This is a genomic window from Variovorax sp. LARHSF232, from assembly GCF_052871435.1.
Genome location: NZ_JBIXJS010000005.1, coordinates 1 through 20,989, shown reverse-complemented (window position 1 = coordinate 20,989; position 20,989 = coordinate 1). Strand labels below are relative to the sequence as shown.

Here is a 20,989-nt window from a genome sequence, read left to right as displayed (position 1 = left end):
TCCGAAAGATGAGATTGTAGCAAACTTTTTTGCGCGCTCAGCTTCTCAGTCAGCGTCGACGGGCCGACCGCACGCCGGGCACCGCCTTCACCACGCCCAGCACCTGCGACAGCCGCGTGGCGTCGGCAATCTCGATGGTGAAGGTCATCCACGCAGTGCCCTTCACCGACTGCGTCTGCACGCCGATCACGTTCATCTTCTCGCGCGCGAACACGTCGGAGATATCGCGTAGCAGCCCCTGGCGGTCGCTGGCTTCCACCGAAACGTCCACCGCATAGACCGCGCCCTGCTCGCCCTTGGGCGCGCCCCACTCCACCTCGATGGCGCGCTCGGGGTGGTTGGCACTCATCGTGCGGTAGTTGCTGCAGTCGGCCCGATGGATGCTCACCCCGTGGCCGCGCGTGACGAAGCCGCCGATCGAATCGGGCGGCGCCGGCCGGCAGCACTTGGCCAGCTGCGTCATGAGCGAAGACACGCCCACCACCAGCACGCCGCTCCTGGATGACTTCTCGCTGCCGCGCGACTTCTTGATGAGCACGCCGTCGTCCGCCGGCGGCGCCTCGGCGGGGCGCAGCAGGTTCTCGATGTTGCGCAGGGAAAACTCGTCCTTGCCCACCACCTCGAACAGGTTGTCGGCCGACTTGAAGCCCAGCCGCGATGCGAGGTCATCCAGCTTCAGCGCCGTCTTGCCTTCGCGCTGCAACAGCTTCTCGACTGCCTCGCGGCCGCGCGCGATGGTCTCGTGCGTGATCTGCGCGTTGAACCAGGCGCGCACCTTGGCGCGCGCGCGGTGGCTGGCCAGGTAGCCCAGCTCGGCATTGAGCCAGTCGCGCGAGGGCCCCCCGTCCTTCGCGGCGATGACCTCCACCGTCTGGCCGTTTTGCAGCGGCGTGTTGAGCGGCACCATGGCGCCGTCCACCCGCGCGCCGCGGCAGCGGTGCCCCAGGCTGGTGTGCACGCTGTAGGCGAAGTCGACCGGCGTTGCGCCTTGCGGCAATTCGACGATGGCGGCGTCGGGCGTGAGCACGTAGATGCGGTCGTCGAACAGGCCCTTGCCCTGCTCGCCGCCGGACAGGTCGCGCTCCCAGGCCAGCAGCTGGCGCAGCACTGCGATCTTGGCGTCGTACTCGCCGCCGGCCCACACGCCGGCGTAGCCCTTGGTGCCGGCCTCCTTGTAGGCCCAGTGCGCGGCCACGCCGTGCTCGGCATGGTCGTGCATTTCCTCGGTGCGGATCTGGATCTCGATCGGCTTGCCGGCGGTGCCATTCAAGCGCTCGCGTACCACCGTGTGCAGCGACTGGTAGCCGTTGGGCTTGGGCCGCGCGATGTAGTCGTCGAACTCTTCGTCGATCGGCTGGAAGTGCGAGTGCACCCAGGCCAGCGCCGCGTAGCAATCCTTCACGTCGGGCACGATCACGCGCAGCGCCATGATGTCGAAGACCTGGGCGAAGTCGAGCGACTTGCCGCGCATCTTCTTGACGATGCTGTAGATGTTCTTGGGCCGCCCCTGCACGTTGGCCTGGATGCCTTCCTCGCGCAGCTGCGACTCGAGGCCCTGGCGCAACTGCTCGACGTAGCCTTCGCGCTCGGCGCGCTTTTCCTCGAGCAGCTGGGCGATCAGCTTGTAGGTCTCGGGCTCCAGGAAGCGGAAGGAGAGATCTTCGATCTCCCACTTCACCTGCCAGATGCCCAGGCGGTTGGCCAGCGGCGCGAACACCAGCAGCGACTCGCGTGCCACGCTCTCGGCGACCGGCTGCTTAACCGAGGCCGCGTAGCGCAGGGTCTGCAGACGCGAGGCCAGGCGCAGCATCACCACCCGCAGGTCGCGCGAGAAGGCCAGCAGCATCTTGCGCACGTTCTCGGTCTGCGTGCCCACGCCTTCCAGCAGGTGGCCGGCGCCGGTGGCCGAACGCGCCTGCTCCTGCACCTGCACCAGCTTGGTGGTCTCCACCGCCAGCAAGGCGAAGTTCTGGCCGAACACCTTGGCGATCACTTCCTGCGGCCGGTTCAGGTGCTGGCAGGAATACACCAGATAGCTGGCGGCCCGCATGGCCTCGGAGCCTCCCATGCGCTCGACGATGGCAGCCACCGCATCGGCATGGGCCAGCGTGTTCTCGCCGGTCTTGAGCGTCTCGCCGGCGATCAGCGGCTCGGCAAATGCACGCGCGCGCGCCAGCATGTTCTCCATGACCGGAGAACGCTCGGCGGTGGCCGCCGACAGTGCGGTTTCATTGATGTCGGCGCCGGCGGGAGAGCCCTGCTGCTGCGAACGTACTGCTACCAAATCCTTGCGTCCAATTCAATCAAATCAATCAATATTCATTCCAGGAGGAAGTCCACCACCACACGGTGCTGGTCCGGCGGGACCAAGGTCGGCGCATGGCCGACTTCCTCGAATTCGACAACGCGAGCACGCGGACCGCGCTCGCCCATGGCTTGCGCGGTCTCGTGCGTCAACAGGTCCGACAAGGCCCCGCGCAGCAGCAAGGTGCGGGCGCTGATGGCTTCATACAAGCCCCACATCGCGGCTTCGCCCTGTGCCGCCGTCTCGGGTGTCAGCGCCCGGATCGGCAGCGCAATGGCCGGGTCGTAGTGCAGCATGTACGGGCCGCCAGTCTCGGTCGACGCCACCTTGGCGCTGCCGTCTTCGCTGCGTTGTGCGGCCGGCACCAGCATGTGGCGCGACAGCGCGAGCCATTGCTCGCGCGTGTGCGCACCGAAACTGGTGGACAACGCCCACATCGCATCGGCCGCTCCTTCCACGCTGGCATGGCGCCCGCCCTTGCCGACATACGCGCCGATGCGCTCCACCGCGGCCTGGCTGATGGCGGGCCCGACATCGTTGAGCACGAGCCGCCGGATCGGCGCCGGCAGCGGCAGTTTGGGAACGCCCGCAAGTGCCATGCCAATCAGGCCCCCCATGCTGGTGCCCACGCAGTCCAGGGTGCCGATGGCCATTTCAGCATGCAGCTGCGCGAGCAGCGCCAGCATGTCCGCCGCATAGGTCGGCAACTGATAGCCCTGCGGGTTGCGCAGCCAGTCGCTGTGGCCGCGGCCCACGACGTCGGGGCACACCACGCGGATGTTCCCCTTCGCGCGCTCGAGCAGGGCACGCGCCAGCACGTCGAAGTCGCGGCCCTGGCGCGTCAGGCCGTGAACGCACAGCACCACGTGCGGCGCCTGCGCCTCGCCCCACTGCCAATAGGCCATGCGATGACCGCCGTCGGCGTCGGCGCATTCCACGAAGCGAAGGGTTGGTTCTGTCATTCAATTGCCTTGCGTCGTGTGCCGATAATGTTCGCGTTGCATCCTAATTCATCCGGAGAATTGCTAATCATGCTCAAAGGCAAAACCGCTCTTGTCACGGGGTCCACCAGTGGCATTGGTCTGGGTATCGCGACCGCGCTGGCGCAACAAGGCGCCAACATCGTGCTCAACGGCTTCGGCGACGCCGAAGGGCCCAAGGCACAGATCGCCGCGCTGGGCGTGCAGGTCGACTACCACGGGGCCGACATGAGCAAGCCCGACCAGATCGAAGACATGATGAAGTACGCCGCCGCCAAGTTCGGGCGCGTCGACATCCTGGTCAACAACGCCGGCATCCAGCACGTGGCGAAGGTGGAAGACTTTCCGCCCGAGAAGTGGGACGCCATCATCGCCATCAACCTCACCAGCGCCTTCCACACCACGCGCCTGGCGATCCCGGCCATGCGTGCCGCCAACTGGGGCCGCGTCATCAACATCGCGTCCGCCCATGGCCTGGTGGCCTCGGCCGGCAAGTCGGCCTATGTGGCCGCCAAGCACGGCATCGTCGGCTTGACCAAGAGCGTGGCCTTGGAAACTGCCACCACCGGCGTGACCTGCAACGCAATCTGCCCCGGCTGGGTGCTGACGCCCCTGGTGCAAAAACAGATCGACGACCGCTCGGCACGCGAAGGCATTCCGGTTTCGCAGGCGCAGAACGAGCTGCTGGGCGAAAAGCAGCCTTCGCTGCAGTTCACCACGGTGGAGCAACTGGGCGGCCTTGCGGTGTTCCTGAGTTCGCCCGCCGCCGACCAGGTGCGCGGCGTGGCTTGGCAAGTCGACGGCGGCTGGACGGCCCAGTAAGCGGTCCGCCATGGGCGCGCCGTTGCCCTATCTGAGCTGAACCGAGCCCGAGACGTTGACGACGACGTTCGCCTTGCCCGGTTCGACCGGCACCGGCGCATCGGCCGAGGCGGCGCCGGCCGGCGCGGCCTTCATCGCCATCACGCGCGGCATCGGGCCGTCGTGGCTGGCATTGACCGACACTTCGCGCAGGGTGTAGCCGGCAAAGCCGAAGCCCTTGGCCAGCTCGATCGCCTTTTGCTTGAAGGCCTCGATGGCCTTCATCTGCGCCTCGGCCTCCGACTTGGCGCGCGTCTCGCGCGACAGGCCGTAGGAGATGTGATTCACGTTCAGGCCATTGAGTCGCCCCGCCACCTGGGACACGCGGGCGAAGTCGCGCCCTTCCAGCACCAGTTCGGCGCTGCCTTCCCAGCCGCTGGTCTTGCCGTCGCGCGTGTAGCGCGGATGCAGGTTGAAGTTGCCGGTGCGCACATCCAGCTGGCCCGGCTGCGCACTCTTGCGTGCCTCGGTCAGCGCGGCATCCAGGGCCTGCTTGAGCTGGCTCTGAACCGCGGCCGCATCGCCGCCCTCGCGCCGCGCCATCAGGGTGATGCTGAGCATGTCCTGCGGCACCTCGACATTGCCGTTGGCCGACAGCTGCAGCACGTTCTGCGGCGGCGCCCAGCTGCCACTGCCCTGCTGCTGGGCCATGGCCATGCCGGCAAATGCCAGTGCTGCGCAAGGAACGATGAGCTTGAGTGCGTTTTTCAAAACGAAAGACTCCCTTCAATATTTGGGGGTTGAAACCTCGGCCGAAGCGGCCGTGGAACATTGTTCTTCAGCGCTGCAGCGAGCGAGGGGCCAGGCCGGAGCCATTGGAGCCCACGCCCGGCTGACGGTCCGGCGAAGGGGCAGCCGGCGGCTTCGGCGTCGATGCCGCCGAACTGGGCAGAAGCCATTGGTAGCGAACCTGCTCGCGAAGTTCCGCGCGCTCGGCGGCAGTGAGCCGGCGGCCGACTTCGGCCTCCTGGCGGCGGATGTCGTCGCGCTGCTGCGCCCGATGCGCCTCCACGGCACGCCGCACCTCGATGCGGACCTGCTCCGCCGTGGGTGTCCTCTGCGGGCCTGCCGCCCAAGCGGCGGGAGCCGCCAGGGCCAGTGAAAAAAGCAGGGGGAAGACGCGAGGCATGAGGGGGTGAAAACTCGAAAGGGTCAGACTTTGCCATTTGTGAATGGCCGCTTCGCAGACAGACGCGTGCGGTCGCAAGTTTTGTAACTTTGTGTCAACCTCGGGCCAAAACGGGCTCAATGGCCCGACAACCGATCCAGAATTGGCGTTGTTACAAATTCAGTGTTGTTGAAATGACTCAAACACCTGCCCGCACAGACAAGATCGTCATCGTCGATGACGACGCGCGCATTCGCGACCTGCTGCGCCGCTACCTGACCCAGGAAGGCTTCGAGGTGATCGTCGCGGAAGACGGCAAGGCCCTGAACCGCATCCTGCTGCGCGACACGGTCGACCTGATCGTGCTCGATTTGATGATGCCCGGCGAGGACGGCCTCTCGGTCTGCCGGCGCCTGCGCGCCGCCAACGACCGCACCCCGATCATCATGTTGACCGCCAAGGGCGAGGACGTGGACCGCATCGTCGGCCTGGAAGTCGGCGCCGACGATTACCTGGGCAAGCCCTTCAACCCGCGCGAACTGCTGGCCCGGGTGCACGCGGTGCTGCGCCGCCGTCCACCCATGGAAGCGCCGGGCGCGCCCTCCACCGACAACGAGACGGTCACCTTCGGCCCCTTCAGCTTCGACCTGGGCTCGCGCACCCTGCGCAAGGACGGCGAGGAGCTGTCGCTGACCACCGGCGAATTCGCCATGCTCAAGGCCCTGGTGCGCCATCCGCGCCAACCGCTGTCGCGCGAGAAGCTGGCCCAGCTGGCGCGCGGCCGCGAGTTCGAGCCCTTCGACCGCAGCCTGGACGTGCAGATCTCGCGCCTGCGCAAGCTGGTCGAGTCCGACGCCGCTGCACCGCGCTACATCCAGACGGTCTGGGGCGTGGGCTACGTGTTCGTGCCGGACGGCACGACTTGATTCCTGTGGCCGCCAGCGGCCCCAACACGACGCAGCCCGGTCCTCTGGAGGACAGCGCGTCGGTCACCGTGTCGAGCCCGCTGGAAAGCGGAGCCGCGCATCGCAAGCGCAAGGTCCGCCTCGGCCTGAGCCTGTTCTGGCGCACCTTCTTCCTGCTGGCAATTTTGCTGGCGGGCAGCACCATTGCCTGGCTGCAAACCTTCAGGCAACTGGAATACGAGCCGCGTGCCATCCAGACGGCGCACCAGATCGCCTCGCTGGTCAATCTGACGCGCGCCGCACTGGTCTATTCGGACGCCATCACCCGAATCTCGCTGATCAAGACCCTGGCCGAGCAGGAAGGCGTGCGCATCGTCCCGCGCGAGCCGAACGACCGCTACACCCCCTACACCAGTGGCGCGCTGGATGCGCGTGTGACCGAGGAGCTGATCACCCGCCTGGGCGTGGGCACCACGGTGGCCAGCCTGGTCAACGACGAACCGGGGCTGTGGATCGGCTTTGCCATCGAGAGCGACAACTACTGGCTGCTGCTCGACCCCACCCGCTTCACCCGGGTGGGTGGGCGCACCTGGCTGGTCTGGCTGGTGACCGCCATGGCCCTGTCGCTGGCCGGGGCGGCGCTGATCACCAGCTTCATCAACCGGCCGCTCTCCCAGCTCTCGCGCGCCGCCCGCCAGGTGCGCGACGGCGAGTACGCGGCGCACCGGCTGGACGAAGGCGCACGCACCAACGAGATCCGGGCGGTGAACATCGGCTTCAACCGCATGGCCGACCAGCTGGCCAAGATCGAGCAGGACCGCGCCGTGATGCTGGCCGGCATCTCGCATGACCTGCGCACGCCGCTGGCGCGCCTGCGCCTGGAAACCGAGATGAGCGTGACCGACGAGGACGCGCGCGCCCACATGGCGGCCGACATCACCCAGCTGGACGCCATCATCGACAAGTTCCTGGACTACGCCCGGCCCGACCACGTGGAATTCAAGCCGGTGCTGCTGCGCGACGTGGTCGACGCCTGCACCTACGCGGTGGAGGACCACGAGGACGTGCACGTCACCGTGGAGGTGGCATCCGACCTGCGCGTGATGGCCGATGAGGTGGAGCTGATCCGCGTGATCTCCAACCTGCTGGAGAACGCCCGCCGCTACGGCAAGACGCCGGGCACCGAGGTGGCGCGCATCACCATCCAGGCGCAGTCGCACAACGACGCGGTGCTGATCAAGGTGCGCGACCACGGCGCCGGGGTGCCGCCAGCCATGCTGTCGCAGCTGACCAAGCCCTTCTTTCGCGGCGACCAGGCGCGCACCTCGGCGGCCGGCGCCGGCCTTGGCCTGTCGATCGTGGCCAAGAACATCGAGCGCATGGGCGGCACCTTCGCCCTGACCAGCACGCCGGGGCGCGGGCTGGCGGCGCACATTCGGCTGCCGCGGGCGGCGTCGATCCGGCCGGCGGCGGCGCCTTCGGCTGCGCGCGCGAGCTGATGGCCAGCCGCGAACTATTTCCGAAGTAGTACCACGGCCCGCGCCTCCATGGCGCGGCCCTCTCCCACCGGGCCCAGCTTTTCGGCCGTCTTGGCCTTCACGTTGACCCGTTCGGGCGACAGCCCGAGGCCCTGCGCGATGCGCTCGCGCATGACCGGGATGTACGGCGCCAGCTTGGGCGCCTGGGCGATGACGGTGCTGTCGATGTTGACGATCTGCCAGCCGGCGGCGCGCACCCGCCGTGCCGCCTCCGCCAGCAGCACCATCGAATCGGCGCCGCGGAACTGCTCGTCGGTGTCGGGAAAGTGCCAGCCGATGTCGCCCAGCCCGGCGGCGCCGAACAGGGCGTCGGTGATGGCGTGCAGCAGTGCGTCGGCATCGGAATGGCCCAGCAGGCCCGCGGCATGCGGGATCTCCACGCCGCCGAGGATCAGCTTGCGCCCGGCCACCAGCTGGTGCACATCCCAGCCCTCGCCCACGCGCATGTCGAAATCGCTCGTCGCCATCAGTTGCTCCTTGCCCGGCTGCGCAGCACGGCCTCGGCCAGCGCGAAATCTTCCGGATAGGTGACCTTGAAGTTCTGCACGCTGCCCGGCACCAGGAGCGGCGCGAGGCCCAGCGCCTCGATGGCACTGGCCTCGTCGGTGACGGCGTCGCCGGCCTTTTCCAGCGCATCCAGCAGGATGCCGAGGCGGAACATCTGCGGCGTCTGCGCCAGCCACTTGTCGGCGCGCGCCAGGGTGGCCTGCACCCGGCCATCGGGCGAGGCCGACTTCAGCGTGTCGGCCAGGCGCTGGGCCAGGAGGCCGCCGACGGCGTCGTGCTCGCAGGCGGCAATCAGGGCCTCGATCTGGGTGGGCGTCACCAGGCAGCGGGCGGCGTCGTGCACCAGCACCCAGTCGTGCGCCTTGGCGCCCTGTTGGCGCAGGGCGATGAGCCCATTGCGCACCGAGGCGGCGCGGGTGGCACCGCCCACTTGCAGCAGGCGTTCGCCGGCACTCTTGGGAAAGGTGGGCAATGCGGAGGACACCTCGCGGTCGTCCGGCGCCACCACCAGCGCGATCGTCGAAAAACGGTCGGCCAGGGCACGGAAAGCGTCCACGGTGTGGGCCACCAGGGCCCGGCCAGCCAGCCGCTGGTACTGCTTGGGGCCGCCGGCGCCGGCGCGGCTGCCGCTACCGGCGCAGGGAATGAGGGCGTGGAAGTGGGAGGGATGGCTGTTGTGCATCGGAAAGCGAATGGGTTGAGCCCATTCTAGAATCGCCCGGTTGCACACCCCGCTCCACTTCGGCGCGGGGTGTTCTGCTTTGCTTTTGCACCCCGTCGCCATGGATCTTCCCAATCTCACAGTCGGCAAGCGCTTCACCTTGCCGCGCCCTCCCCTGTCGGCCGACGCGCTGCTGCTGGCGCGCCTGGCGGAACGCGAGAAGGCGGCCGGCCGCGCCACCGCCATCTTCACCGCCGACGCCAACGACGCGCAGCGCCTGATCGACGAGATGGCCTTCTTCGCGCCGGAGCTGCGCTGCGCCTTGTTCCCGGACTGGGAGACCCTGCCCTACGACAGCTTCTCGCCGCACCAGGACCTGATCAGCGAGCGCCTGGCCACCCTGTGGCGCATCAGCCAGCGCGAGGCCGACGTGGTGCTGGTGCCGGCCACCACCGCCCTGTATCGCCTCGCGCCGCCCGCCTTCCTGGCCGGCTACACATTCCACTTCAAAACCAAGCAGAAGCTGGAAGAGTCCAAGCTCAAGGCGCAACTCACGCTGGCCGGCTACAGCCACGTGACGCAGGTGGTGAGCCCGGGCGAATATGCGGTGCGCGGCGGGCTGATCGACCTGTATCCCATGGGCTCGTCCATGCCCTACCGGGTGGACCTGTTCGACGACGAGATCGACTCCATCCGCACCTTCGACCCGGACACGCAGCGCAGCCTGTACCCGGTGCCCGAGGTGCGCCTCTTGCCCGGTCGCGAGTTCCCCATGGACGACGACGCCCGCGCCCGCTTTCGCAGCCGCTGGCGCGAGCTGCTGGAGGGCGACCCGACCAAGAGCCGCATCTACAAGGACATGGGCAACGGCGTCGCCACCGCCGGCATCGAGTACTACCTGCCGCTGTTCTTCGACGAGACCGCCACCGTGTTCGACTACCTGGGCGAGGCGGCCACGGTGGTGCTGCATGGCGAGCTGGAGCCGGCTTTCCAGCATTTCTGGCAGGACACGAACGAGCGCTACCGGCTGGTGCGCGGCGATCCGGAGCGGCCGGCCCTGCCACCCGAGGCCCTGTTTCTCTCGGCCGACCAGTTCTACCTGCAGGCCAAGGCGCATGCCCAGCTGGCCATTCGTGGTGGTGGCGGCACGCCCGAGGGCGGCGCACCCGCCTATGCCGAGTTCGACACCCTGCCCGAACTGGCGGTGGTGCGCGGCGCCGAGGAGCCGCTGACCCGGCTGAAGGCGCACATCGCGTCCGGCAAACAGCGCGTGCTGGTCATCGCCGAAAGTGACGGCCGGCGCGAGAGCCTGCTTGACTTCCTGCGCGCCAGCGGCATCAACCCGCCGGCCTTCGACAACCTGGCCGAGTTCGAGGCCGACACGACCGAGAAGATCGGCATCGCCACCGCTGCCCTGGCGGCCGGCTTCGCCTGGCGCGAGCAGGCCATCGACTTCGTCACCGAGACCGAGCTGTTCGCCACCGCGCCCAGCACGCGCCGGCGCCACCGCAAGCAGGAGCAGGTGAGCGACGTCGAGGCGCTGATCAAGGACCTGTCGGAGCTCAACGTCGGCGACCCGGTGGTGCACTCGGCGCACGGCATCGGCCGCTACAAGGGCCTGGTCAACATGGATCTGGGCCAGGGCAAGAACCTGGACGACTCGCCGGTGCTGCAGGAGATGCTGCACCTCGAGTACGCGGACAAGGCCACGCTGTACGTGCCGGTGTCGCAACTGCACCTGGTGAGCCGCTACACCGGCGTCTCGGCCGACGAGGCGCCGCTGCACAAGCTGGGCTCCGGGCAATGGGAAAAGGCCAAGCGCAAGGCCGCCGAGCAGGTACGCGATTCGGCCGCCGAGCTGCTCAACATCTATGCCCGCCGCGCCGCGCGCGAAGGCCATGCCTTCCGTTTCGCGGCCCAGGACTACGAGACCTTCGCCAACGACTTCGGTTTTCAGGAAACGGCCGACCAGCAGGCCGCCATCCACGCGGTGATCCAGGACATGGTCTCGCCGCGCCCGATGGACCGGCTGGTGTGCGGCGACGTCGGCTTCGGCAAGACCGAGGTGGCCCTGCGCGCCGCCTTCGTCGCCGTCACCGGCGGCAAGCAGGTGGCCTTCCTGGCGCCCACCACCCTGCTGGCCGAGCAGCACTACCAGACGCTGGTGGACCGCTTCAGCAAGTGGCCGGTGAAGGTGGCGGAGATGAGCCGCTTCCGCTCCACCAAGGAGATCACCGCCGCCGCCAAGGGCCTGGCCGACGGCACGGTGGACATCGTGATCGGCACCCACAAGCTGCTCAGCGAAAGCGTCAAGTTCAAGAACCTGGGCCTGCTCATCATCGACGAGGAGCACCGCTTCGGCGTGCGCCACAAGGAGGCGATGAAGGCCATGCGCGCCGAAGTGGACGTGCTCACGCTCACCGCCACGCCGATCCCGCGCACGCTGGGCATGGCGCTGGAGGGCCTGCGCGACCTCTCCGTGATCGCCACCGCGCCGCAGCGCCGCCTGGCCATCAAGACCTTCGTGCGCAGCGAGAACAACGGCGTGATCCGCGAGGCGGTACTGCGCGAGCTCAAGCGCGGCGGCCAGGTCTACTTCCTGCACAACGAGGTGGAGACCATCGAGAACCGCCGCGCCAAGCTGGAAGAGATCCTCCCCGAGGCCCGCATCGCCGTCGCCCACGGCCAGATGCCCGAACGCGAGCTGGAACGGGTGATGCGCGACTTCGTGGCGCAGCGCTACAACATCCTCTTGTGCTCGACCATCATCGAGACCGGCATCGACGTGCCCACGGCCAACACCATCGTCATGAGCCGCGCCGACAAGTTCGGCCTGGCGCAGCTGCACCAGCTGCGCGGCCGCGTCGGCCGCAGCCACCACCAGGCCTATGCCTACCTGATGGTGCCGGACCTGGACGGCCTGACCAAGCAGGCATCGCAACGGCTGGAGGCCATCCAGCAGATGGAAGAGCTGGGCTCGGGCTTCTACCTGGCCATGCACGACCTGGAGATCCGCGGCACCGGCGAGGTGCTGGGCGAGAACCAGAGCGGCAACATGATGGAGATCGGCTTCCAGCTCTACAACGAAATGCTGTCCGAGGCGGTGCGCTCGCTCAAGGCCGGCAAGGAGCCCGACCTCTTGTCGCCGCTGTCGGTGACCACCGAAATCAACCTGCACGCCCCCGCCCTGTTGCCCGATGACTACTGCGGCGACGTGCACCTTCGCCTGTCCTTCTACAAGAAGCTGGCGACCGCCAAGACGCCGGCGCAGATCGATTCGCTGCTGGAAGAAATCGTCGACCGCTTCGGCAAACTGCCGCCGCAGGCCCAGACCCTGATCGACGTGCACCGCCTGCGCGTGCTGGCGCGGCCCTACGGCGTGACCAAGGTGGACGCGGCCCCGGGCGTGATCAACATCACCTTCAAGAAGGACCCGCCGGTGGACAGCATGGCGATCATCCAGCTGATCCAGAAGAACCGGCACATCAAGCTGGCCGGCAACGAGAAGCTGCGCATCGAGCGCGAGCTGAAGGAGCCGAAGGACCGCGCGCAGATGGTGCGCGACGTGCTGCGCAGCTTGGGCCAACCCAGGAATCAGGAAGAAAGCGTTCCCGCATGAGCATCCCGCATCAAGAATTCGCCCCGGGCCTGGTGATCCAGCGCATCACGCCGCCGCTTGCGCTGACGGACTACAAGCTGATCGCCTTCGACATGGATTCGACGCTGATCAACATCGAGTGCATCGACGAGATCGCCGACGCGGTGGGCAAGAAGGCCGAGGTGGCAGCCATCACCGAGGCCACCATGCGCGGCGAGATCAAGGACTTCAAGGAGAGCCTGCGCCGGCGCGTGGCGCTGCTCAAGGGCGTGCCGGTGTCTTCGCTGCAGCAGGTGTACGACCAGCGCCTGAAGCTCAACCCGGGCGCCGCAGAACTCGTGGCCGCCTGCAAGAAGGTCGGCCTGAAGGTGCTGCTGGTCTCCGGCGGCTTCACCTTCTTTGCCAATCGGGTGAAGGAGCGCTTGGGGCTGGATTACGCCCGATCCAATCTGCTGGATGAGAAAGACGGCCAACTCACCGGCCAGGTCGTGCAGCAAAGCTGGGGCGACATCTGCGACGGCGCCGAGAAGCGCCGCACCTTGCTGGAAGTGGCCTCCCTCATGGGCATCTCGCCAGCCGAGTGCATCGCCGTGGGCGACGGCGCCAACGACCTGCCGATGATGGGCGAGGCCGGCCTGTCGGTGGCCTTCCACGCCAAGCCCAAGGTACGCGAGCAGGCCATGGTGGCCATCAACGAAGGCGGCCTCGACCGTCTTCTGGAGATCGTGAGATGACCGAAGAAGCCACGCTGTACCGCGCCGAAGAACTCATCGCCTTTGCCGATGCATTGCTTCAGAAGGCCGGCCTCGCCGCGCCGATGGCCGACAGCGTGGCCCGCACCCTGGTCGAAGGCGACCTGCTGGGCCACGACACCCACGGCCTGGCCCTCTTGGCCGGCTATGTGAAGGACATCGAAGCCGGCGGCATGCGGCACGAGGGTGCGCCCCTCGTCGTTTCCGACAAGCCGGCCGCCGTGCTGTGGGACGGCCAACGCCTGCCCGGCCCGTGGCTGGTGCACCAGGGCATCGACCTGCTGCTGCCCAGGGCGCGTGAGTTGGGAACCGCGTCGCTGGTGATCCGGCGCAGCCACCACATCGCCTGCCTGGCGGTCTACATGCTGCGCGCGCTGGAAGAAGGCATGCTGATGCTGCTGGCCTGCTCCGACCCCAACAACGCCAGCGTGGCGCCCTTCGGCGGCACGCAGGCGGTGTTCACGCCCAACCCCTTGGCAACAGGCTTTCCGCTGAGTTCGGGCGGCGTGATGGTGGACATCTCGGCCTCGATCACCACCAATGGCATGAGCAACCGCAAGCGCGCCGCCGGCGAAACCTTTGCGCAGGACGTGCTGATCGATGCCCTGGGGCGGCCCGGCAAGGACCCGGCGATGCTGTTCGCCGACCCGCCCGGCACCCTGCTGCCGTTGGGCGGCCTGCACCACGGCCACAAGGGCTATGGCATGGCCTTGCTGGTGGAAGCGCTGACGGGCGGGCTGGCCGGCCACGGCCGCGCCGACCCGAAGGAAGGCTGGGGTGCCACCGTGCACATCACGCTGCACGACCTCGCAGCCTTCGGCGGCAAGGACGCCTTCCTGCGCCAGATGGACCACGTCGCCCAGGCCTGTCGCAGCAACCGGCCGATCGACCCGGCCCGGCCCGTGCGGCTGCCGGGCGAAGGTGGGCTGCAGCGGCGCAAGCAGCAGGCGCGGGAAGGCGTGGCACTGCATCCCTCGATCGCGCCGGCGCTGGCGCCGCTGGCCGAGCGCTACGGGCTGTCGTTCCCCGCGACCTCGCTCGCGCCGTGATCCGGCCGGGGCTGACGCTTGCCGTGCTTGGCCAGGATCTCCACATAGGCTTGCGGGCTCGCGGCCTTGGCCAGTTCATCGACCGCGCCGATCAAGGCCGCCACGTGGACGACGGCAGCCTGCGCCGCATCGGGCCCGACCTTGCAGTCGAAGTCCCAGTAGTCCGCTCCCTCGGGCAGCGCACGGCGGCGCTCGCGCTTGAGGTACTTGCGGATCTCGTGCTTGACCGCTTCCAGGACGCGGTCGGGGTGCTTGCCCTCGGGGCTCAATTCAAAGGTTTTTCTCATGGGACTACAGTACGCCTCTTTTGGCAAAACAAGGCGAGGAAATGGCAAGGCCCAGTGACTGGACAAGCAAGGTGATGGCGCTGATCCACGCCGGCAACATCCCGGCCGCCATCGCGCAGATCAAGGTCGCGCCGACGGTGAAGGACCTGACTGCGCTGCAGACGGTGATGAAAGGCTCGCGCCTCACGGGCAAGCACCGCGCGCTGGATGCCGCGATCGAGGACAGCCTGGCGCTCCTGTCGGCGCCGCGGCTGCATCGTTCGCCCTAGGCGGGCACCCGCTCAGAGCGCCTGCCCGAGCCGGGCGATGCCCTCTTCGATCTTTTCGACGTTGGCCGTGGCGAAGGACAGGCGCAGCGTCGCCACATCCGGCTTCTCGGCATAGAAAGGCGCGCCTGGAACAAAGGCCACCAGCTTCTCGATGGCGCGCTTCGCAAACACATTGGCGTCGGCGACCTTGCCGTTGGCGCCCGTGAGGCGTGCCCAGAAGAACAGGCCGCCGCCCGGCTGGCTGAAGGAAATCGCATCGCCCAGCTCGCGCTTGAGGGCTGTGCCCATGGCCTGGGCACGCTGCGCATAGACCTCGCGCACGTGGGCCAGGGTGGCCGGCATGCGGCCGCTCTTCAAATACTGGGCCGCGGTGGCCTGGGCGAAGGTGCTGGTGTGGGCATCGCTGAACTGCTTGCACATGGTGGCCTTGGCCAACAGTTCGGCCGGGCCGATCATCCAGCCGATGCGCAGGCCCGGGCTCAGCACCTTCGACAGGCTGCCGCAATGCGCCACCAGCTCGCGGCTGCCCGGCACCTGCTCGGCGAGCGACAGGATCGAGGGCGGCGGCGCGGCGCCGAAGTACAGGTCGCCGTAAGGATCGTCCTCGACGATCAGGGTGTTGTGCTTCACCGCCATCTCCAGCACCTTCTTGCGGCGTTCCAGGCTCAGCATGGCGCCGCTGGGGTTGCCGAAGGTAGGAATCAGGTAGACGAACTTGGGCTTGTGCTGGGCAATGAGCTTCTCCAGCTCGTCGGTCTTCACGCCGTTCTCGTCGATCGGCGCGCTGATCAGCTGCGCGCCGTAGAGGCGAAAGCACTGGATGGTGGCCAGGAAGGTCGGGCCTTCCACGATCACCTTGTCGCCGGGCGAGATCAGGGTCTTGCCCAAGAGGTCCAGCGCCTGCTGGCTGCCGGTGGTGACGATCAGGCCGCTCGGCTCCACCGCCACGCCCTTGGATTTCATGAAGGCCGAGAGCTGCGTGCGCAGCGGCTCGTAGCCTTCGGTGGCGCCGTACTGCAGCGCGCCGCCGGCTTCCTCGTCCAGGGCGCGGTTGCTGGCTTCCTTCAGGCCTTCGACGTCGAACATGGCGCTGTCGGGAAAGCCTCCGGCAAAGCTGATGATGCCGGGCTTGCCCAGGAGCTTGAAGAGTTCGCGGATGGCGGAGGTTTCGACGTTGTCGAGGCGGGAGGCGAATTGCATGCGGGTCTTTCTCTGTGCAGGCGCGGCCTGTGGCCGGAAACCCGCATTTTCAACCATGCCGCGGCGTGGGCGTCCGCAGGCCGGGTGCGGCGCAAGGCGATTCCAGCTAGATCACCCTCGCCTCGCGCAGCGCCGTCAGCGCCGCCTCGTCCAGCCCCAGCGCGCCATACACCTCGCCGTTGTGCTGCCCGGTCTCGGGCCCGGTGGCGGGCGGCGTGGCGCGGCGACCGACGAAGCGCGGCACCGGCGCCGGCGCCGGCACGCTGCCGAACTGCGCGTCGGGCAGCTCGATGAAAGCGCCTCGTTCCTGCATGTGCGGATCGGCGCGCAGGTCGGCGATCGAATAGACCTTGCTGTAGGGCACCTCTTCGCGGTCGAGGTGCTCGGCCAGTTCGGCGAAGGGTTGGCTGGCGCACCATGCGGCGATCAGCGCGTCGAGCTGTTCCAGGTGGCGGATGCGCGCGGCGTTGTCGGCGAATCGCGGATCCTGCAGCAGCTCTTCTCGGCCGATGGCGCGGCAGATGCGCGCGAAGATCGGCCCGCCGGTGCCCACCAGCGTGAACCACACGCCGTCGGCGGCGCGGAACACATTGGACGGCGCGGTGTAGGTGGCGCGCGAGCCGGTGCGCTCGCGCACCACGCCGCCGATGTGGTGCTCGGCCGCAAGCGGGTCCAGCAGCCGCATCATGGCCTCGGTGGCCGACAGGTCGATCTCGGCGCCCTTCTGCTCTTCGCGCGGCAAGGCGTTGCGCTCGGCCAGCGCGGTGCTGATGGCGAAGGCGCCGAACAGGCCGGCGACAACGTCGCCCAGCGGGTAGTTCATGTGCTGCGGCGGGCCGCCGGGCTCGCCGGTCAGGTGGGCGAAGCCGCTCATCGCCTCGAAGATGCGGGCAAAGCCGGGCCGGCGCGCATAGGGCCCGGTCTGGCCGAAGCCGGTCAGGCGCAGCACGATCAGGCGCGGGTTGGCCGCGTGCAGCGTGGCGATGTCCAGGCCCCACTGGTCCAGCGTGCCGGTGCGGAAGTTCTCCACCAGCACGTCGAAGCCGCGGATCAATGTGAGGAACAGCGCGCGCCCTTCGCTCTTGCGCACGTCCAGCGAGATGCCCTTCTTGCCGCGGTTGGCCGTCTTCCAGAAGAGCGGATGGCCTTCGTGCACCGGCGTCAGCCCGCGCAGCGGATCGCCGCCCTGCGGCAGTTCCAGCTTGACGACCTCGGCGCCCATGTCGCCGCACAGCGTGGCCGAGAACGGTGCCGCCAGCACGGTCGCCATGTCGAGGATGCGGACGCCGCGAAGCGGCAGATGCGAAGCGCTGCTCATCACTGGGTCTTCAGGTCGACGCGTTTGAGCACCGGGTCCCAGGCACGGCGGTCGTCGGCGATTCGCTTCTGGAACACGGCCGGCGCCGGGTCCTGCGCCGTCGCGCCCAGCTTGGCCAGCTTGTCCTTCACCGCGGGCAACGCCATCGCCTTGGCCAGCGCGCCGCGCAGCGTGCCCAGCACCGCGTCCGGTGTGCCCTTGGGCGCGACGATGCCCATCCACAAGCCGCTCTCGAAGCCCTTCAGCCCCAGTTCGGCGAAGGTGGGCACATCGGGCACCGAGGCCGAGCGGGTACGGCCGGTCTGGGCCAGGATGCGGATCTGGCCGCTGCTCATGTAGGGCAGCGTGCCGCCCAGGTTGTTGCACATCACCGGGATGTGGCCGGCGATCACGTCATTCACCGCCGGTGCGTTGCCTTTGTAGGGCACGTGCTGCATCTTGATGCCGGCCTGGTGGTTCAGCATCTCGCACACCAGGTGCGAAGGCGTGGCCATGCCGGCCGAGCCGAAGGCCAGCTGGCCAGGCTTGGCCTTGTCGGCGGCGATCAGCTCGGACAGCTTCTGGTAGGGCGTCTTGGCGTTCACCGCAATCACGTTGGGCAAGTCCGCCACCAGGCCGATGGGCAGGAAGTCGTCCACCGGGTTCCAGTTCAGGCCCTTGTGCACGTAGGGCAGGAACACGTTGGTCAGGCCCGCCATCAGCAGCGTGTAGCCGTCGGGCGCGGCCTTGGCCACGTATTCGGAGCCGATCAGGCTGCCGGCGCCGGCCTTGTTCTCCACCACCACGGCCTGGCCCAGCGCGTTTCCAAGCTCGATGGCGACTTCGCGCGCCACCAGGTCGGTGCTGCCGCCGGCGGGGAACGGCACCACCAGCTTGACGGGGCGGTCGGGAAAGGCGGCCAGCGCCAGCGAGGCGGCGAAGCCGAGAGCCAGGCCAGCGGCCAGGCGCGAAAAAAGCAATCGGGGGATCTTCATGGTCGGTCTCCGGTGTCTTGGTTCAGTTCAATTGGAGAAAGCGGCGGCCCAGCGTGGCGCGGTGCAGTTCTGAAGCGCCGTCATAGATGCGAAAAGGCCGCAGCTCGCGCAGGATCAGCGCGATGGGCTCGTCCTCGGACATGCCATAGGCGCCGCACATCTGCGCGGCACGGTCGGCAATGCGGTTCAGCGCTTCTGAGACGAATACCTTGGTCATCGCCGACTCGGTTTTCACCGACAAGCCGGCATCCATGCGGCGTGCGCAATCCTGCGTCATCAATCGGCTGGCATGCAGGTCGATATGGCAGTCGGCCACCATGGCCTGGATCTGCTGCAGATCCGCCAGCCGCTCGCCGAAGGAGCTGCGTTCGCAGACGTAGCCCTGCGCGATCTCCAGGGCCCGCCGCGCACGGCCCATCAGGCGCATGCAATGCGCAAGCCGTGCCGGCTCCAGCCGCTGCTGCGCATAGGCGAAGCCCTGGCCCACCTCGCCCAGCACCGCGTCGCCGGTCACGTGGCAGGCCGTGAAGCGCAGCTCGCCATGCCCGCCGATGGCGAAGGGATCGATGGCCCTGATCGCGCGCACCAGCTGCAGCCCCGGGTTGTCCATGTCGACGATGAACTGCGTCGGGCCCTCCTCGGTCTGTGCCAGCACGATGCAAAAGGCCGCACCGACCGCGCCGGTGATGAACCACTTGTGGCCGTCGATCATCCAGCCGTCGCCCTGGCGCCTTGCGGTGCTGCGCAGCATCGACGGGTCGGAGCCGGCGCCGGGCGCGGGCTCGGTCATGGCGAAGCAGGAGCGGATGGCACCGTCGGCCAATGGCTTCAGGTAGCGCGCTTGCTGTGCCGCATTGCCCTGGCGCAGCAGGCTGATCATGTTGGGCTGGTCCGGCGCGGCGCAGTTGAGCGCGGCCGGGCCCAGGTAGCTGCGGCCGGCTTCCTCGAAAACCTCGGCACGCTCGGTCCATGAAAGGCCCAGGCCGCCCTGTGCCACGGGAAGCTGCGGCAGGTACAGGCCCTGCGATCTGGCGATGGGCCGCAACTGCGCCAGCGCCGCGTCGAGCGCCGCCGGGTCGTGCACATGCGAGGGCGACTCGAGCGCAACGCAATGCGCCTGCACGAAGGCCCGCACCCGTTCGCGCAGCTGCGCGATGTCGATGTGGCTCATCGCGCACCCGCCTCGCGCAGCGCCAGCTTGGCGATGTTGAGCTGGTGGATCTGGCTGGTGCCCTCGTACAGGCGGAACAACCGCACGTCGCGGTAGTAGCGCTCGATCGGACTGAAGTTGGCCACGTAGCCGGAGCCGCCGAACATCTGCACCGCGCGGTCGGCCACGCGGCCGCACATCTCGGAGGCGAAGTACTTGCACATCGAGGCGGTCATCGCCACGTCCTCGCCGCGGTCGCGGGCGCGCGCGGCTTCCAGAATCATGGAACGCGCCGCGAAGATCTCGGTGCGGCTGTCGGCGATCAAGGCCTGCACCAGCTGGAAGTCGGCCACCGCCTGCCCGAACTGACTGCGCTGCGCGGTGTGGGCGATGGCCAGGTCCAGCATGCGGATCGCCGGGCCGGTACACAGCGCCGCCAGATGCAGGCGCTGCTTGTTGAGCACCTTCATCACCGTCTGGAAGCCCACGCCCTCGCGCCCGCCGATCAGCTGGCTGGCGTGTACCCGGCACCCGTCGAAGTTCACGTCGCCCACGTGCGAGCCGGACTGGCCCATCATGCGGTAGGGCTCGCTGGTCGTGAGGCCGGGCGAGCGCTCGACCAGGAAGGCCGACAGGCCTTTGCTGCCCTGGCTGCCGTCCTCGGTGCGGGCGATCACGGTGAACAGGTCGGCCACCGGCGCGTTGGTGATGAAGCGCTTGCCGCCGTTCAGCACATAGTGGTCGCCCTCGCGCCGCGCGGTGGTCTGCACGTTGCTCGCCTCCGAGCCGGCCTCGGGCTCGGTCAGCGCCAGGCAGCCGGTGAGCTCGCCCGTGGCCATGCGGGGCAGCCAGCGCTGCTTCTGCTCCTCGGTGCCGTCGGCCACCAGCGCCTCGGAGCCGATGCCGGTGTTGGTGCCCACGCGGGCCCGCAGCGCCACCGACGATTGCGACAGCTCCATCGCGCACAGCACCAGTTCCTCGGTGCTGAGGCCCAGGCCGCCGTAGGCCTGCGGAATGCTCCAGCCGAAGTAGCCCTTGCGGCGCAGTTCCTGCACCAGGTCGGCGGGGATGTCGTTGTCGCGGCTGACCTGGTCTTCCAGCGGATGCCAGCGTTCGCGCACGAAGGCGCGGATGTCGGCGATGAGGGCTTCGATGCGGGCGTTGTCTCGGATCATGGTGGACGCGAATGTACGAAGCAGGTCCACAATTGCCGGCACGGTATTTCAATTATTGAAACTGCAATTCACTGCCATGCCCCGCCCCGCCCAGAATCGCCACCTGCCATCCCAGCCCATCCATCACGAGGGCCTGTTCACACTACAAACGGAGTCGCGAAGGCATGCCAAAGCGGACAAATCAAGGCGCACGACGCCGCGTGTGCGTCGGCACACGCAAGGCGTGCAACGCGGAGTTGGCCGCTTTGGCATGCCTTCCCTTCGGGTTGGCCCGCATTGGGGCCGTCTGCGGCGTTGCCCGCGCTTGCAATGCTTCAGCATTGCTGCGCGCGGGCGCCTTGCATCCAGCCCC

General features: G+C 68.1%; 19 protein-coding genes. 7 read left to right on the top strand and 12 right to left on the bottom strand.

What is annotated here, in order from left to right:
• Positions 1-49 precede the first annotated feature (49 nt).
• Complete coding sequence (locus ACIPRI_RS14325) at positions 50-2,188, bottom strand: RelA/SpoT family protein (RefSeq protein WP_446622445.1); 2,139 nt, start codon at positions 2,186-2,188, stop codon at positions 50-52.
• Positions 2,189-2,319: 131 nt separating this feature from the next.
• On the bottom strand, positions 2,320-3,267 hold the full coding sequence (locus ACIPRI_RS14320; protein ID WP_446622128.1) for an alpha/beta fold hydrolase: 948 nt from the start codon (positions 3,265-3,267) through the stop codon (positions 2,320-2,322).
• 69 nt (positions 3,268-3,336) lie between these two features.
• On the opposite strand from ACIPRI_RS14320, the gene ACIPRI_RS14315 reads away from it, so the two are divergent.
• The gene (locus ACIPRI_RS14315; protein ID WP_446622127.1) at positions 3,337-4,107 is read left to right on the top strand and encodes a 3-hydroxybutyrate dehydrogenase; all 771 of its coding nucleotides are present in this window, start codon (positions 3,337-3,339) and stop codon (positions 4,105-4,107) included.
• 27 nt (positions 4,108-4,134) lie between these two features.
• Here the strand turns inward: ACIPRI_RS14315 and ACIPRI_RS14310 are convergent, their stop codons facing one another.
• Positions 4,135-4,857 (bottom strand): SIMPL domain-containing protein, encoded by a 723-nt coding sequence (locus ACIPRI_RS14310; protein WP_446622126.1) that lies wholly within the window; start codon positions 4,855-4,857, stop codon positions 4,135-4,137.
• Positions 4,858-4,924: 67 nt separating this feature from the next.
• Positions 4,925-5,275 carry a hypothetical protein gene (locus ACIPRI_RS14305; RefSeq protein WP_446622125.1) on the bottom strand — a complete coding sequence of 117 codons (351 nt, stop codon included), beginning with the start codon at positions 5,273-5,275 and terminating at the stop codon, positions 4,925-4,927.
• Between the two features lie 173 nt (positions 5,276-5,448).
• Here ACIPRI_RS14305 and ompR point away from each other — a divergent pair, with 173 nt between their 5' ends.
• Positions 5,449-6,180 carry an osmolarity response regulator transcription factor OmpR gene (gene ompR / locus ACIPRI_RS14300; protein ID WP_446622124.1) on the top strand — a complete coding sequence of 244 codons (732 nt, stop codon included), beginning with the start codon at positions 5,449-5,451 and terminating at the stop codon, positions 6,178-6,180.
• A gap of 68 nt (positions 6,181-6,248) precedes the next feature.
• Positions 6,249-7,658 (top strand): ATP-binding protein, encoded by a 1,410-nt coding sequence (locus ACIPRI_RS14295; RefSeq protein WP_446622444.1) that lies wholly within the window; start codon positions 6,249-6,251, stop codon positions 7,656-7,658.
• 14 nt (positions 7,659-7,672) lie between these two features.
• Here the strand turns inward: ACIPRI_RS14295 and ispF are convergent, their stop codons facing one another.
• Both ispF and ispD read right to left on the bottom strand, forming a co-directional pair.
• Positions 7,673-8,164, bottom strand: coding sequence for a 2-C-methyl-D-erythritol 2,4-cyclodiphosphate synthase (gene ispF / locus ACIPRI_RS14290; protein WP_446622123.1), 492 nt, complete (start codon positions 8,162-8,164; stop codon positions 7,673-7,675).
• Entirely contained in the window at positions 8,164-8,886 is a 723-nt protein-coding gene (ispD, locus tag ACIPRI_RS14285; protein WP_446622122.1) for a 2-C-methyl-D-erythritol 4-phosphate cytidylyltransferase, read from the bottom strand. Before ispD ends, ispF begins: the two co-directional genes overlap by 1 nt.
• Before the next feature lie 100 nt (positions 8,887-8,986).
• Here ispD and mfd point away from each other — a divergent pair, with 100 nt between their 5' ends.
• The 3 genes from mfd to ACIPRI_RS14270 are packed head-to-tail and all read left to right on the top strand — an operon-like array spanning position 8,987 to position 14,264.
• Positions 8,987-12,484: a transcription-repair coupling factor gene (gene mfd / locus ACIPRI_RS14280; protein ID WP_446622121.1), complete on the top strand. Its 3,498-nt coding sequence runs from the start codon at positions 8,987-8,989 to the stop codon at positions 12,482-12,484.
• Positions 12,481-13,197: a phosphoserine phosphatase SerB gene (serB, locus tag ACIPRI_RS14275; protein ID WP_446622120.1), complete on the top strand. Its 717-nt coding sequence runs from the start codon at positions 12,481-12,483 to the stop codon at positions 13,195-13,197. The genes mfd and serB overlap by 4 nt, the downstream gene beginning before the upstream one ends.
• Positions 13,194-14,264, top strand: coding sequence for an Ldh family oxidoreductase (locus tag ACIPRI_RS14270; RefSeq protein WP_446622119.1), 1,071 nt, complete (start codon positions 13,194-13,196; stop codon positions 14,262-14,264). Before serB ends, ACIPRI_RS14270 begins: the two co-directional genes overlap by 4 nt.
• Here the strand turns inward: ACIPRI_RS14270 and ACIPRI_RS14265 are convergent.
• Entirely contained in the window at positions 14,225-14,551 is a 327-nt protein-coding gene (locus tag ACIPRI_RS14265; protein ID WP_446622118.1) for a DUF6172 family protein, read from the bottom strand. The genes ACIPRI_RS14270 and ACIPRI_RS14265 overlap by 40 nt on opposite strands.
• A gap of 41 nt (positions 14,552-14,592) precedes the next feature.
• Here ACIPRI_RS14265 and ACIPRI_RS14260 point away from each other — a divergent pair, with 41 nt between their 5' ends.
• Positions 14,593-14,820, top strand: coding sequence for a hypothetical protein (locus ACIPRI_RS14260; RefSeq protein WP_446622117.1), 228 nt, complete (start codon positions 14,593-14,595; stop codon positions 14,818-14,820).
• Between the two features lie 12 nt (positions 14,821-14,832).
• On the opposite strand, the gene ACIPRI_RS14255 is transcribed toward ACIPRI_RS14260, so the two are convergent.
• The 5 genes from ACIPRI_RS14255 to ACIPRI_RS14235 form a co-directional block, all read right to left on the bottom strand.
• A complete protein-coding gene (locus ACIPRI_RS14255) occupies positions 14,833-16,020 on the bottom strand; it encodes an aminotransferase-like domain-containing protein (protein ID WP_446622116.1) in 1,188 nt (395 codons plus the stop codon).
• Positions 16,021-16,126: 106 nt separating this feature from the next.
• Positions 16,127-17,338 (bottom strand): CaiB/BaiF CoA transferase family protein, encoded by a 1,212-nt coding sequence (locus tag ACIPRI_RS14250; protein WP_446622115.1) that lies wholly within the window; start codon positions 17,336-17,338, stop codon positions 16,127-16,129.
• Positions 17,338-18,312 carry a Bug family tripartite tricarboxylate transporter substrate binding protein gene (locus ACIPRI_RS14245; RefSeq protein ID WP_446622114.1) on the bottom strand — a complete coding sequence of 325 codons (975 nt, stop codon included), beginning with the start codon at positions 18,310-18,312 and terminating at the stop codon, positions 17,338-17,340. The genes ACIPRI_RS14250 and ACIPRI_RS14245 overlap by 1 nt, the downstream gene beginning before the upstream one ends.
• Positions 18,313-18,334: 22 nt before the next feature.
• On the bottom strand, positions 18,335-19,483 hold the full coding sequence (locus ACIPRI_RS14240) for an acyl-CoA dehydrogenase family protein (RefSeq protein ID WP_446622113.1): 1,149 nt from the start codon (positions 19,481-19,483) through the stop codon (positions 18,335-18,337).
• On the bottom strand, positions 19,480-20,637 hold the full coding sequence (locus ACIPRI_RS14235) for an acyl-CoA dehydrogenase family protein (protein WP_446622112.1): 1,158 nt from the start codon (positions 20,635-20,637) through the stop codon (positions 19,480-19,482). The genes ACIPRI_RS14240 and ACIPRI_RS14235 overlap by 4 nt, the downstream gene beginning before the upstream one ends.
• Positions 20,638-20,989 lie beyond the last annotated feature (352 nt).

Coding starts and splice junctions, on each gene's coding strand:
- serB (WP_446622120.1), top strand. CDS start 12,481: ATGAGCATCCCGCATCAAGAATTCGCCCCGGGCCTGGTGATCCAGCGC.
- mfd (WP_446622121.1), top strand. CDS start 8,987: ATGGATCTTCCCAATCTCACAGTCGGCAAGCGCTTCACCTTGCCGCGC.
- ACIPRI_RS14260 (WP_446622117.1), top strand. CDS start 14,593: ATGGCAAGGCCCAGTGACTGGACAAGCAAGGTGATGGCGCTGATCCAC.
- ACIPRI_RS14245 (WP_446622114.1), bottom strand. CDS start 18,312: ATGAAGATCCCCCGATTGCTTTTTTCGCGCCTGGCCGCTGGCCTGGCT.
- ACIPRI_RS14325 (WP_446622445.1), bottom strand. CDS start 2,188: ATGGAGAACATGCTGGCGCGCGCGCGTGCATTTGCCGAGCCGCTGATC.
- ACIPRI_RS14255 (WP_446622116.1), bottom strand. CDS start 16,020: ATGCAATTCGCCTCCCGCCTCGACAACGTCGAAACCTCCGCCATCCGC.
- ACIPRI_RS14270 (WP_446622119.1), top strand. CDS start 13,194: ATGACCGAAGAAGCCACGCTGTACCGCGCCGAAGAACTCATCGCCTTT.
- ACIPRI_RS14320 (WP_446622128.1), bottom strand. CDS start 3,267: ATGACAGAACCAACCCTTCGCTTCGTGGAATGCGCCGACGCCGACGGC.
- ACIPRI_RS14240 (WP_446622113.1), bottom strand. CDS start 19,483: ATGAGCCACATCGACATCGCGCAGCTGCGCGAACGGGTGCGGGCCTTC.
- ispF (WP_446622123.1), bottom strand. CDS start 8,164: ATGGCGACGAGCGATTTCGACATGCGCGTGGGCGAGGGCTGGGATGTG.
- ACIPRI_RS14265 (WP_446622118.1), bottom strand. CDS start 14,551: ATGAGAAAAACCTTTGAATTGAGCCCCGAGGGCAAGCACCCCGACCGC.
- ACIPRI_RS14250 (WP_446622115.1), bottom strand. CDS start 17,338: ATGAGCAGCGCTTCGCATCTGCCGCTTCGCGGCGTCCGCATCCTCGAC.
- ispD (WP_446622122.1), bottom strand. CDS start 8,886: ATGCACAACAGCCATCCCTCCCACTTCCACGCCCTCATTCCCTGCGCC.
- ACIPRI_RS14315 (WP_446622127.1), top strand. CDS start 3,337: ATGCTCAAAGGCAAAACCGCTCTTGTCACGGGGTCCACCAGTGGCATT.
- ompR (WP_446622124.1), top strand. CDS start 5,449: ATGACTCAAACACCTGCCCGCACAGACAAGATCGTCATCGTCGATGAC.
- ACIPRI_RS14235 (WP_446622112.1), bottom strand. CDS start 20,637: ATGATCCGAGACAACGCCCGCATCGAAGCCCTCATCGCCGACATCCGC.
- ACIPRI_RS14305 (WP_446622125.1), bottom strand. CDS start 5,275: ATGCCTCGCGTCTTCCCCCTGCTTTTTTCACTGGCCCTGGCGGCTCCC.